The organism is Geodermatophilus saharensis, assembly GCF_900188205.1.
Taxonomy (GTDB): Bacteria; Actinomycetota; Actinomycetes; order Mycobacteriales; family Geodermatophilaceae; genus Geodermatophilus; species Geodermatophilus saharensis.
Map to the genome: position 1 here is coordinate 648,057 of NZ_FZOH01000002.1, position 11,831 is coordinate 659,887.

Here is an 11,831-nt window from a genome sequence, read left to right on the forward strand (position 1 = left end):
GTGCGGGGAAGTCAGGTGGCGGCCGGCCGTCGGCGCCGGCCCCGGACCCGGGCGGCGACCTGCGGCGCGACGACGGCGGCGATCAGCAGCACGCCGGTGACGATGTTGAGGACGTCGGAGGGCACGTTGACCAGCTGCAGCGCGTTGCGGACCGAGCCGAGCAGCAGGGCGCCGGCGATGACGCCGAGCAGGCCGCCGCTGCCGCCGAAGATCGACACCCCGCCGAGCAGGATCGCCGCGATCACCTGCAGCTCCAGGCCCGTGGCGTTGTCGGCGCGGGCGCTGCCGTAGCGCAGCGTCCAGTAGACGCCGCCGAGCGCGCTGACCACGCCGGTGACCACGAACAGCCACAGCTTGGTGCGGGCGACGTCGATGCCGCTGAACCGCGCGGCGTCCTCGCTGTTGCCCATGGCGTACAGCGCCCGCCCGACCGGGGTGGCGTGCAGCACCACCGCCGTGACGGCGACGAGCACCAGCAGCGGGAGCACGACGGTGGGGATGCCGGTGGAGCCGATCGAGCTGATCGCCCACGTCGTCCAGGCGCGCGGGAAGTCGGCCACCGCCTGGTCGCCGAGGACGACGAAGGCCAGCCCGCGGTAGAGCGCCAGCGTGCCGATGGTGACCGCCAGCGAGGGCAGCCCGAGCCGGGTCACGAGGAAGCCGTTGACCGCGCCGAGCACCGCGCCCAGCACGAGCACCAGCGGGACGATCGTCTCCAGCGGCAGGCCGGCCAGCCACAGCCGGCCCATGACCGCGCTGGACAGGCCGACGGTGCTGGCCACCGACAGGTCGATCTCGCCGGTGACCACGATCAGCGTCAGCGGCAGCGCGATGAGCGCGATGACGACGACGTCGAGCAGCAGGAAGCCGGCGTTGCGGGTGCTGGCGAAGCCGTCGACGGTGAACGCCGCGACGACCAGGAACAGCACCAGGAAGGTCGTGATGACGCTGCCGCTGGGCAGGGTCGGCCCGCGGCGGCCCGGCGCGGCGGGCGCCGGGGCGGTCGGGGTGGCGGTCTCAACGGTCACGGCGGGCGTTCCTCCCCCGGAGGCGGGCGGCCAGGCGCAGCTGCAGCGCGCGGTCGAGGGCGATGGCGGCGAGGATCAGCGCGCCGACGGCGGCGTCCCGCCAGAACGGGTCCAGGCCCAGCTGCGGCAGCGCGGTGCCGATCGTGGTGAGCAGCAGCGCGCCGAGCGCGGCGCCGTAGACCGAGCCGCTGCCGCCGAAGATGGCGACCCCGCCGACGACCGCGGCGGCGACGACGAACAGCTCCTGCCCGGTGCCGGCGGTGGTGTCCAGCGTCTGGAACCGGGCGGCGTAGAGGACGCCGGCCAGCCCCGCCAGGGCGCCGTTGACGACGAAGGCGGTGAGCACCCGCCGGCCGACCGGGATGCCCGAGAGCCGCGCGGCCTCGGGGGCCGAGCCGATGCCGTAGAGCTCACGGCCGCTGCGGAACGTGCGCAGGTAGTACCCGACCAGCAGAACGACGGCGACGGCGACGAGGAACAGCACCGGCACGCCGAGCAGCCGGGCGCCGCCGAGGGACTTGAACCCGGCGGGCAGGTCGGCGGCGTTGATCTGCAGCCGGTCGGCGCTGGAGGCCCACAGCGAGACCAGCCCGCGGAAGGCGTAGAGCGTGCCGAGGGTGACCACCAGGGAGGGCACCCCGGCGGTGGCCACGATGACGCCGTTGACCAGGCCGCACACCGCGCCGACGGCCATGCCGGCCAGCACCGCGACGACCACGGGGGTGCCGGGCGCCTCCACCAGCAGCGTGCCGGTGGCGTAGGCCGACAGCCCGAGCACCGAGCCGACCGACAGGTCGACGTTGCGGGTGACGATCACCATCGTCTGGCCGGCGGCCAGCACGGTGAGGATCGCCGCGGACAGCAGCAGGTCGCGGACGTTCTGCCCCGACAGGAACCGGGGGTTGGCGATGACCGTGACGACGACCAGCAGCACCAGCGCGGCGAGGATGCCGAGCTCGCGGACGACGAACAGGCGGTGCACCAGCGCCGAGCCGCGGCGGCCGGTGCGCTCGGGGGCGGCCAGCTCCTCCGGCAGCGGGGCGGGCGTCCGCGTCGTCGGCGCGCTCACCGGGCGCCCCCGGTGGCGACGGCGCCCTGCCCGGTCGCGGCCAGCATCACGCTGTCCTCGTCGGCGCGGGCGCGGGGGATGTCGTCGACGAGGCGGCCCTCGGCGACGACGAGGACGCGGTCGGCCATGCCGAGCACCTCCGGCAGTTCGCTGGACACCATGACGACGGCCAGCCCCTCGGCGGCCAGCTGCGACAGCAGCCGGTGCACCTCGGACTTGGTGCCGACGTCGATGCCGCGGGTGGGCTCGTCGACGATCAGCACCCGGGGCCGGGTCGACAGCCACTTGGCGAGGACGACCTTCTGCTGGTTGCCGCCCGACAGCGTGGACACCGGGTCGGAGAGCCTCCCGGCCTTGACCTGTAGCCGCTTGGACCACTCGGCGGCCTGCGCCCGCTCGGCGCGGGAGCTGAGCAGACCCGCCCGGGCGAGCTTCCAGCGCCGGGTCAGGGTGGCGTTCTTCTCCACCGACAGCTCCATGACAAGGCCCTGCTGGCGGCGGTCCTCGGGCACCAGCGCGATGCCGGCGGCCATGGCCGCGGCCGGGTCGCCCTTCTTCAGCGCCTTGCCCGACACCCGGACCGAGCCGGCGTCGTAGGGGTCCACGCCGAAGACCGCGCGCACGATCTCGCTGCGGCCGGCGCCGACCAGGCCGGCCAGCGCCACGATCTCGCCGGCCCGCACGTCGAAGGAGACGTCGGAGAACACCCCGCGGGTGGTCAGGCCGCGCACCTCGAGCACGACCTCGCCGGGCTCGACGTCGGTCTTGGGGAACAGCGAGGAGACCTCGCGGCCGACCATGCGGCGCACGACCTGGTCGACGGTGAGGTCGCCGGTGGGGTCGGTGGAGACCCACTGCCCGTCGCGCATGACCGTGATCCGGTCGCAGAGGTCGAACACCTCGTCGAAGCGGTGGGAGATGAACAGCACCGCGGCGCCGGAGTCGCGCAGCGACCGGGCGACGGCGAACAGCCGCTCCACCTCGACGCCGGACAGCGCCGCGGTCGGCTCGTCCATCACCAGCACCCGGGCGTCGAACGACAGCGCCTTGGCGATCTCGACCATCTGCTGGTCGGCGATCGACAGGCCGCGCGCCGGTCGGTCCGGGTCCAGGGCGACGCCCAGCCGGTCGAACAGCGCCCGGCACCGCCGGGCCAGGCCGCGGCGGTCGATGCGGCGGCCGGACAGCAGCGGCTGGCGGCCCATGAAGATGTTCTCCGCGACCGACAGGTCGGGGAACAGCGTCGGCTCCTGGTAGATGACCGCGATGCCGGCCGCCCGCGCGGCGGCCGGGTCGGCCAGCGTCACCGGCTGCCCGTCGAGCAGCACGCGCCCGGTGTCGGGGCGGTGCACGCCGGCGAGGATCTTCACCAGGGTCGACTTGCCGGCGCCGTTCTCCCCCACCAGGGCGTGCGCCTCGCCGGCGCGCAGCTCCAGCCGGGCGCCGCGCAGCGCGGCGACCGCGCCGAAGCTCTTGCCGACGTCCTCGAGGGCGAGGACCACGGCGCCGTCACCGGCCGCACCGGCCGCCGGCGGCACCGGGGGTGCCGAGGCGTGGTCCACGGTGACCACCTCCGTCTGTGAAACGATTCAGCCGATCTGTGGCGCAGACCATAGGGCCGCGTTCGGAGACGTGTCAACGCCCCGTGGGGACCTCGGCGTCGCGTGTTTGACACGTTTCAGGTCAGGGGCGACCATCGGCACCGGACGGTGTCCCCCGTCACGCCCCTGCACCCCGCGAGGAGACCCGTGCCCGCCAGCATCCGCGACGTCGCCGAGCGCGCCGGGGTGTCGGTCGGCACGGTCAGCAACGTCCTCAACCGGCCGGGGCAGGTCAGCGAGGCGACCCGCGAGCGGGTGCTCGAGGCGATCACCGCGCTCGGCTTCGTGCGCAACGAGTCGGCCCGCCACCTGCGCGCCGGGCACAGCCGCACGATCGGCCTGGTCGTGCTGGACATCGCCAACCCGTTCTTCACCGACGTGGCCCGCGGCGTCGAGGACGTCGCCAACCGGGCCGGCCTCGCGGTGATCCTGTGCAACTCCGACGACCGTCCGGAGAAGGAGTCCGCCCACCTCGACGTGCTCGCCGAGCAGCGGGTGCAGGGCGTGCTGATCACCCCCACCGCCGAGCTCTCCCCGAACCTGCAGACGCTGCGCCGCCGCGGCGTCCCGGTGGTGCTGGTCGACCGGCGCGCGCCCTCGCCCGACCAGTGCTCGATCGCCGTCGACGACGTGCTGGGCGGGCGGCTGGCCGCGGAGCACCTGCTCGAGCGCGGGCACCGGCGGATCGCCTTCGTCGGCGGCGCGTCGGGCCTGCCGCAGGTGCAGGAGCGGCACGCCGGCGTCGAGGCCGCCGTCCGGGAGGCCACCGGCAGCGACGACGCGCTCGTCGTCTTCTCGCCGGAGGTGCTCACCGTCGAGGCCGGTCGGGAGGCCGCCGCCCGCATCGTGGGGACACCCGCCGCCCGCCGCCCGACCGCCGTCGTGTGCGCGAACGACCTCATGGCGCTGGGCGTGCTGCAGGAGATGGTCCGCCAGGGCGTGCGGGTGCCCGACGACGTCGCCATCGTCGGCTACGACGACATCGACTTCGCCGCGGCCGCCGCGGTGCCGCTGACCTCGGTGCGCAAGCCCCGCGTGGCCCTGGGGTCGCGCGCGGCGGAGCTGCTGCTCGACGAGGCGCGCGGGGAGGGGCACGTGCACGTGCAGGAGGTCGTCGAGCCCACGCTGGTGGTGCGCGAGTCGAGCGTGGTGTTCCGCGACAGGGAGGGGTCCCGGTGAGGGTCGCGCTGTTCGCCACCTGCCTGGTCGACACGCTGGTGCCGCAGGTGGCCCGGGCGACGGCGGTGCTGCTGCAGCGGCTCGGCCACGAGGTGGTCGTGCCGCGCGACCAGGCCTGCTGCGGGCAGATGCACGTCAACACCGGCTACCGGCGCGAGGCGGTGCCCGTCGTGGCCAACCACGTGCGCGCCTTCGCCGGCGCCGAGGCGGTCGTGGCGCCGTCGGGGTCGTGCGTCGCCTCGATCCACCACCAGCAGGCGGCCGTCGCCCGCCGGGCCGGGGAGCACGCGCTCGCCGAGGAGGCCGAGGCGCTGGCCGCGCGCACGTACGAGCTGTCGCAGTTCCTCGTCGACGTCCTCGGCGTCACCGACGTCGGCGCCTACTACCCGCACCGGGTCACCTACCACCCGACCTGCCACTCGCTGCGGCTGCTGCGGGTCGGTGACCGGCCGCTGGCGCTGCTGCGCGCCGTCCGCGGGCTCGACCTGGTGGAGCTGCCCGGCGCGGAGTCCTGCTGCGGGTTCGGCGGCACGTTCTCGGTGAAGAACGCCGACACCTCGACGGCGATGCTCACCGACAAGATGGCCAACGTGCTGTCCACGCACGCCGAGGTGTGCACCGCCGGCGACGCGTCCTGCCTGATGCACATCGGCGGCGGGCTCTCGCGGCTGCGCTCGGGCACCCGGACGGTGCACCTGGCCGAGATCCTCGCCTCGACGGAGGACGACGTGAGCCCCACCCAGACCACCCGGCCGGCGGTGCGGGCATGACCGTGCACTTCCGCGGACGTGCACCGGGCACGACCGTGCACGTCCGCGGCACTGCACGGAGGAGAGCCGCGTGACGACGACGCCGCCGGACGCCCGCACCGACCCGACGCCGCTCGCGCCGGGCGCCCCCCGCTCCGGGACGACGTTCCTCGGCCTGCCCACCGCGCCCCGCGGGGTGGGTCACCTGCGCGGCGAGCAGCCCTTCCCCGACGCCGCCCGCACGGCGCTGCGCGACGGGCAGCTGCGGGCCAACCTCGGCCGGGCGACGACGACCATCCGCGGCAAGCGCGCCGCCGTCGTCTCGGAGGTGCCGCACTGGGAGCAGCTGCGGCAGGCCGGCAAGGCGCTCAAGGCCGCCACCATGGCCCGGCTCGACGAGCACCTCGAGGAGCTCGAGCGGCAGGTCACCGCGCGCGGCGGCACGGTGCACTGGGCCCGCGACGCCGCCGAGGCCAACCGCATCGTCACCGAGCTGGTGCGGGCCTCCGGCACCGACGAGGTGGTCAAGGTCAAGTCGATGGCCACCCAGGAGATCGGCCTCAACGAGGCGCTCGAGCGGGCCGGGATCAGCGCCGTCGAGACCGACCTGGCCGAGCTGATCGTGCAGCTGGGCGAGGACGCCCCCAGCCACATCCTCGTGCCGGCCATCCACAAGAACCGCTCGGAGATCCGTGAGATCTTCCGGCGCACCATCCCCGGCGTCGACCCGGGCCTGACCGACGACCCGCGACAGCTGGCGATGGCCGCCCGCGCGCACCTGCGCGAGCGGTTCCTGCGCGCCCGGGTCGCCGTCAGCGGGGCCAACTTCGCCGTCGCCGAGACCGGCACCCTCGCCGTCGTCGAGAGCGAGGGCAACGGCCGGATGTGCCTGACGCTGCCGCGGACGCTGATCACCGTCATGGGCATCGAGAAGGTCGTGCCGCGGTGGGCGGACCTCGGCGTCTTCCTGCAGCTGCTCCCCCGCTCCTCCACCGGCGAGCGGATGAACCCCTACACCTCGCTGTGGGCCGGGCTCACCCCCGGCGACGGGCCGCAGGAGTTCCACCTCGTGCTGCTCGACAACGGCCGGACGGCGGTGCTCGCCGACGAGGTGGGCCGCGAGGCGCTGCACTGCATCCGCTGCTCGGCCTGCCTCAACGTCTGCCCGGTGTACGAGCGCACCGGCGGGCACGCCTACGGCTCGGTCTACCCCGGCCCGATCGGCGCGGTGCTCTCCCCGCAGCTGACCGGCGTCGAGGACAACGCCTCCCTCCCGTACGCGAGCTCGCTGTGCGGCGCCTGCTACGACGTCTGCCCGGTGGCCATCGACATCCCCTCGATCCTGGTGCACCTGCGCGCCGAGCACGTCGAGGCGCAGCAGCGGCCCACCGCCGAGGCGGTCGCCTTCCGCGGCCTGTCCCGGGTGATGAGCAACCCGCGGCTGTGGCGCCTCGCGCAGCGCGCCGCCGGGCTCGGCCGGTTCCTCGCCCGCGGGCGGCCGACGCTGCCGGCCGCGCTGCCCCCGCCGGCGAGCGCCTGGACCCGCACCCGCGACCTGCCCACCCCGCCCAGGAAGACGTTCGTGGAGCAGTGGACCGAGGAGCACCGGTCGTGAGCGCCCGCGAGGAGGTGCTCGGCCGCATCCGGACCGCGCTGGGCGGCGACCGGCCGCGGGTCGCCGTCCCGCCGCTGCCGGCGCCGCGCTCCCTCGGCCGGGACGAGCTGCTCGACCTGCTCGCCGAGCGGGTCGAGGACTACCGCGCCACCGTGCTGCGCTGCGCGCCGGACGAGATCCCGGCGACCGTCGTCCGCGGGCTCGACTCCGCGCTCGGTACCGGGTGGGACCCGGCCGGCGTCGTCGTCGCCCCCGGGGTGCCGGCCGCGTGGCGGCCCTCCGGTGCTCCCGAGGACGACGGCCGGCCCGCGGTCGGGCTCGCCGCCTTCGCCGCGACGCTGACCGGCGTGGCGACGGCGATCGCCGAGACCGGCACGCTGGTCCTCGACGGGTCGCCGCTGTCCGGGCGGCGGGCCCTGTCGCTGCTGCCCGACGTCCTGGTGTGCGTGGTCGAGGCCGCGCAGGTGGTGCCCGACGTGCCCGACGCGCTGGCCCGGCTGGACCCGCTCGCTCCGCTGACGATGGTCAGCGGCCCCTCGGCGACGTCGGACATCGAGCTGCAGCGGGTCGAGGGCGTGCACGGCCCCCGCACGCTGGTGGTCGTCCTCGCCGGCTGAGGTCCGGCCGGCGCCCGTTGCCGACCCGGTGTCGCCTCACGCGCCCTGGGACAGCCCCACGTCGACACCCGGCGCCGCAGGTGGCGCGCCGGCACGGCCACCCCTCCAGGGCCCGCGCCGAGCCTGGTGACGTGCTGCAACGGCCCCCTCGCAGGGGCCCGCCGCGAGCTCGCGAGCGGTGGGGGGCGAGGGGGTCCTTCAGTCGATCGGCTCGGGAAAGGTCGCGCGCACCGCGGCCATGTCGAGGGCGCGGACCGTGGCGACGAGCAGGTCGAGGGAGTCGGCGGGCAGCCAGCCCGGCTCGGCGAACACCAGCACCCCGTCGCGGTAGATCATCAGGGTGGGCGCCGAGCGCACCCGCAGCTCCACGGCCAGCGCCGGCTCGGCGTCGGCGTCGACGGCGGCGAAGAGCAGGTCGCGGTGGCGCTCGGCGGCGGCGTCGAACACCGCGGCGAAGGCCCGGCTCGACCCCGACCGCGGCGTGCGGAAGTCGACCAGCACGATGCCCGGCCCGGACACCGCCGCGGCGAAGTCGGCCCCGGCGAGCTGGATGGTCCCCATGCGCACCTCCCGTCCGCCGACCAGTGTGACGCCCGGGGCCGGGCGGGGGCAGGGACACGGCCCCTCGCCGGCCCGCGGTGGGCGGTCCCGGGCGTGATTAGCATCGGGGGATGCAGCCCGTCGACGTGGCTCCCGCCCAGGACCGCCCGGATGCCGCCGACCCGCTCGCCCTCGAGTCGCAGGTGTGCTTCGCGCTGTCGGTCGCCGCGCGCAACGTCGTCGCCGTCTACCGCCGCTTCCTCGAGCCGATGGGCCTGACCCACCCCCAGTACCTGGTGATGCTCGCCCTCTGGCAGCACGGGCCGCTGGCGGTCAAGGACCTCTCCCGGCGGTTGCAGCTCGACCCCGGCACCCTCTCACCGCTGGTCAAGCGACTGGAGGCGGCGGGCCTGGTGCGCCGCGACCGCGACCCCCGCGACGAGCGGGCGCTGGCCATCGCCCTCACCGACCGGGGGCGGCAGCTGCGGGCACGGGCCGAGGCCATCCCGGCCGGGATCGTGGAGAACCTGGGCATGCCGCTGGACGAGCTGCAGAGCCTGCACGGCGCCCTGACCCGGGTGATCGACGCCTCCCAGCACGCGCTGGAGACCGACACCACACGTTGATTGGTGCCCCAACCATTGGTGCACTCACGATGACGGCGTACACAGGAGACATGCCGCCCGAGACGGATCCCGCCCCTCCTCCGCCCCGGGTGCGACCCGGCGCACTGCGGTGGGTGGCCTACGCGATGGGCGCCGGGCTGCCCGAGCGGCACCGCACCTGGGTGCTGTACGACACGACGACGCGCACCTGGGTGCTGCGGCACGTGGCGCGCGCCCTGGTCCAGCTCGCCGTGCCGATCGCCCTGGTCCTCGTGTTCGTGCCGGGTGCCTTCTGGATCCGCGGACTGGCCGCCCTCGGCGGGCTGATCCTCGGCATGGCCTTCTCCCTCGCCTACATGACCGAGGCGGTGGAGAACCGGGTGAAGAAGGCCGGCTACGCCCCCGGCTCGGCGCAGGCCGTCCGCGACCTGGCGGGCAGGGACCGCGACGCGCGCGACTCCGAGCGCCGCCGGGCCGCGGCCGCGAAGCGGGCGGCCCGCTACCGCGCGCGCCGGGGCGGCTGACGCCGGCCGGAGCGTCGGAGAGGGTGCCGACGGTGCCCGCTCCCGTACGCTGCGTCCCCGACGCCCGAAGGGACCCCGGGCCGGGACGGAGCCGAGGTGAGTGGACCCACCCGGGACGACACACCCGCCACCGGGGGCGACCGCTACCGCTTCCTGGCCGAGGTCACCTGGGCCCTGGCCGAGAGCCTCGACACCGCCACCGCCGCCGACCGGCTCGCCCGCCTGGCGGTGCCGCAGCTGGCCGACTGGGCCACGGTCACCGTCGTCGCCGGCGACGGCGCACCCGGCACCGTCGCCCGCGCCCACCGCGACCCGGCCCGCCTCGCCGACGTCGACACCTACCTCGCCGGCCGGGTCGCCGCACCGCGCGACCAGGCCCAGCTCGCCGCCGCGATGCACGCCACGGAGCCGGTGCACCTGACCCGGGTCGAGCCGGAGCTGGGGCCGGGGGCGCTGCCCGACGGCCAGGTGCGCGGCGCGTGGGAGCGGCTGGACCCGCGGTCGAGCCTGTTCGTCCCGCTGCACGCCCGCGGCTCGGCGGTGGGCGTGCTGTCGCTGGTGCGCTGCGGGGACCGCCCGCCGGCCGGGCCCGACGACGTCGCGCTGGCCGTCGAGGTCGCCCGCTGCGCGGCGCTGGCGCTGGACAACGCCCGGCTCTACGGCCGTCAGGTGCGGGTGGCCGAGACGCTGCAGCACAGCCTGCTCACCCCGCCGCCGCAGCCGCCCGGTCTCGAGGTCGCCGTCCGCTACCGGCCCGCGGTGTCGCAGGACCTCGTCGGCGGCGACTGGTACGACACCGTGGTCCTGCCCGACGGCGCCACGCTGCTGGTCATCGGCGACGTCACCGGGCACGGCGTGGAGGCCGCCGCGGCGATGGCCCAGCTGCGCAGCGCCGTCCGCACGCTGGCCTACGACTCCCCCGACGGGCCGGCCGGCACCCTCGACCGGGTCGACCGGGTGCTGGCCGGGCTGCACGTCGGCACCCTGGCCACCGCGCTCGTCGCCCGGCTCGAGGCCGCCACCGACGCGGCGGGAACCCGCCCGCTGCGCTGGTCGTCGGCCGGGCACCTGCCGCCGCTGCTGCTGGCCGCCGACGGCGGGGTGCGGCTGCTGGCCACCCCGCCGCAGCGCATGCTCGGCACCGACCGGCCCGGCGACCGCACCGACCACGTCACCGCCCTCGGACCCGGCGAGACGCTGCTGCTGGTCACCGACGGGCTGGTCGAGGCCGGGCGCCGCGGCATCGACGAGGGGCTGGCCCGGGTCGCCGGTGCGCTGGGCGGCCTGGCCGGCCTGTCGGCCGACGCGCTGTGCGACCGGCTGCTGAGCCGGGTGCTGCCCGACCGCACCGACGACGACGTCGCGGTGCTCGCCGTCCGCGTGCTGCCCGGCTGACGCCCGCCCGCTCACCCCCAGAAGGCGCGGACCTCCTCGGCGACCCGCTCGGCCTGCGCCCGGCCGGCCCGGGCGGCGGGCGCGCGGGTGGCGGGGTCGAGCGGGTTGGTGCCGAACGCCGCCCGCGCCGCCTCGTCGGCGAGGACCAGGTGCACCTCGCCGTCGCGGCGGAGGGTGGCCAGCTCGTCGTCGAGGGAGGGACCCAGCGGGCTGCCCGGGAACCCGCCCATCGGCGCCACCACCAGCACGCGGTCGCAGCCGGCGGCGAGGTCGGCGTTGGTGGGCGAGCGCAGGCCGCCGTCCATGAACCGGCGGCCGCCGACGGTGATCGGCGGGTAGACGCCGGGCACCGCGCACGAGGCGGCGACGGCGTCGAGCAGCGGCCAGCCGGTGTCGCGGTCGACGGCCAGGAACTCACCGTCGGCGGTGTCGATCGCGGTGACCACCAGCCGGGCCGCGGGCCACCCGGCCGACCCGATGCGGGCACCGATCACCGCCCGCCGCTCGGACTCCGGCATCGTCTCCGCGCGCAGCGCCAGCGCCCCGACCCGGGCCCGGGCGTCCTGCTCCCCGGTCGCCCCGGCCAGCGCCTCGGCGAGGGCGGTGAAGAAGGACCCGCCGTCGAAGGGCACCGCCCGCTCGCCGGCCGGCACCGGGCCGAGCTGCGCGGCGTGGGCCTCCTGCAGGTCGGCGCCGCTGCGCAGCAGCGTGCCGACGACCGAGCCGGCCGAGGTGCCCACGACGAGGTCGGCGGCACCGACGTCGACACCGGCCGCGGCCAGCCCGGACAGCAGCCCGATCTCCCACCCGATGCCGGCGATCCCCCCGCCGCCGAGGACGAGCGCGCGGCTCCCGGGTCCCGTGGTGTCCACCGCACCAGTCTCGTGCCGGTCCCGGTGCGGCGCGCGG

Annotated in this window: 12 protein-coding genes; 7 read left to right on the forward strand and 5 right to left on the reverse strand. The window is 76.2% G+C overall.

What is annotated here, in order from left to right; all coding sequences use genetic code 11:
* Positions 1-11: 11 nt before the first annotated feature.
* From CHC04_RS07400 to CHC04_RS07410, 3 genes are read right to left on the reverse strand one after another with little or no spacing between them, the layout of a single operon-like run.
* A complete protein-coding gene (locus tag CHC04_RS07400) occupies positions 12-1,028 on the reverse strand; it encodes an ABC transporter permease (protein WP_217897217.1) in 1,017 nt (338 codons plus the stop codon).
* Positions 1,018-2,097 carry an ABC transporter permease gene (locus tag CHC04_RS07405; RefSeq protein ID WP_217897218.1) on the reverse strand — a complete coding sequence of 360 codons (1,080 nt, stop codon included), beginning with the start codon at positions 2,095-2,097 and terminating at the stop codon, positions 1,018-1,020. Before CHC04_RS07405 ends, CHC04_RS07400 begins: the two co-directional genes overlap by 11 nt.
* On the reverse strand, positions 2,094-3,659 hold the full coding sequence (locus CHC04_RS07410) for a sugar ABC transporter ATP-binding protein (RefSeq protein WP_217897219.1): 1,566 nt from the start codon (positions 3,657-3,659) through the stop codon (positions 2,094-2,096). Before CHC04_RS07410 ends, CHC04_RS07405 begins: the two co-directional genes overlap by 4 nt.
* Before the next feature lie 186 nt (positions 3,660-3,845).
* Here CHC04_RS07410 and CHC04_RS07415 point away from each other — a divergent pair, with 186 nt between their 5' ends.
* From CHC04_RS07415 to CHC04_RS07430, 4 genes are all read left to right on the forward strand, one after another.
* Positions 3,846-4,877, forward strand: coding sequence for a LacI family DNA-binding transcriptional regulator (locus tag CHC04_RS07415; protein ID WP_089403193.1), 1,032 nt, complete (start codon positions 3,846-3,848; stop codon positions 4,875-4,877).
* On the forward strand, positions 4,874-5,647 hold the full coding sequence (locus tag CHC04_RS07420) for a (Fe-S)-binding protein (protein ID WP_089403194.1): 774 nt from the start codon (positions 4,874-4,876) through the stop codon (positions 5,645-5,647). Before CHC04_RS07415 ends, CHC04_RS07420 begins: the two co-directional genes overlap by 4 nt.
* Before the next feature lie 70 nt (positions 5,648-5,717).
* Positions 5,718-7,241 (forward strand): LutB/LldF family L-lactate oxidation iron-sulfur protein, encoded by a 1,524-nt coding sequence (locus CHC04_RS07425; protein WP_089403195.1) that lies wholly within the window; start codon positions 5,718-5,720, stop codon positions 7,239-7,241.
* Positions 7,238-7,858 (forward strand): LutC/YkgG family protein, encoded by a 621-nt coding sequence (locus CHC04_RS07430; protein WP_089403196.1) that lies wholly within the window; start codon positions 7,238-7,240, stop codon positions 7,856-7,858. Before CHC04_RS07425 ends, CHC04_RS07430 begins: the two co-directional genes overlap by 4 nt.
* A 198-nt stretch (positions 7,859-8,056) precedes the next feature.
* Here the strand turns inward: CHC04_RS07430 and CHC04_RS07435 are convergent, their stop codons facing one another.
* Positions 8,057-8,419 (reverse strand): thioredoxin family protein, encoded by a 363-nt coding sequence (locus tag CHC04_RS07435; protein WP_089403197.1) that lies wholly within the window; start codon positions 8,417-8,419, stop codon positions 8,057-8,059.
* Between the two features lie 110 nt (positions 8,420-8,529).
* Here CHC04_RS07435 and CHC04_RS07440 point away from each other — a divergent pair, with 110 nt between their 5' ends.
* The 3 genes from CHC04_RS07440 to CHC04_RS07450 all read left to right on the forward strand — a co-directional run bounded on the left by CHC04_RS07440 (position 8,530) and on the right by CHC04_RS07450 (position 10,922).
* Positions 8,530-9,024, forward strand: coding sequence for a MarR family winged helix-turn-helix transcriptional regulator (locus CHC04_RS07440; protein ID WP_089403198.1), 495 nt, complete (start codon positions 8,530-8,532; stop codon positions 9,022-9,024).
* A 50-nt stretch (positions 9,025-9,074) separates the two neighbouring features.
* Complete coding sequence (locus CHC04_RS07445) at positions 9,075-9,527, forward strand: DUF5313 family protein (RefSeq protein ID WP_089403199.1); 453 nt, start codon at positions 9,075-9,077, stop codon at positions 9,525-9,527.
* A 96-nt stretch (positions 9,528-9,623) separates the two neighbouring features.
* Positions 9,624-10,922 (forward strand): PP2C family protein-serine/threonine phosphatase, encoded by a 1,299-nt coding sequence (locus tag CHC04_RS07450; protein WP_089403200.1) that lies wholly within the window; start codon positions 9,624-9,626, stop codon positions 10,920-10,922.
* Between the two features lie 11 nt (positions 10,923-10,933).
* On the opposite strand, the gene CHC04_RS07455 is transcribed toward CHC04_RS07450, so the two are convergent.
* Positions 10,934-11,794, reverse strand: coding sequence for a patatin-like phospholipase family protein (locus tag CHC04_RS07455; RefSeq protein ID WP_089403417.1), 861 nt, complete (start codon positions 11,792-11,794; stop codon positions 10,934-10,936).
* Between the last annotated feature and the right edge of the window lie 37 nt (positions 11,795-11,831).

What these genes read in the sequence shown, in the direction of transcription:
- CHC04_RS07445 (WP_089403199.1), top strand. Translation starts at nt 9,075, where the DNA reads ATGCCGCCCGAGACGGATCCCGCCCCTCCTCCGCCCCGGGTGCGACCC.
- CHC04_RS07435 (WP_089403197.1), bottom strand. Translation starts at nt 8,419, where the DNA reads ATGGGGACCATCCAGCTCGCCGGGGCCGACTTCGCCGCGGCGGTGTCC.
- CHC04_RS07440 (WP_089403198.1), top strand. Translation starts at nt 8,530, where the DNA reads ATGCAGCCCGTCGACGTGGCTCCCGCCCAGGACCGCCCGGATGCCGCC.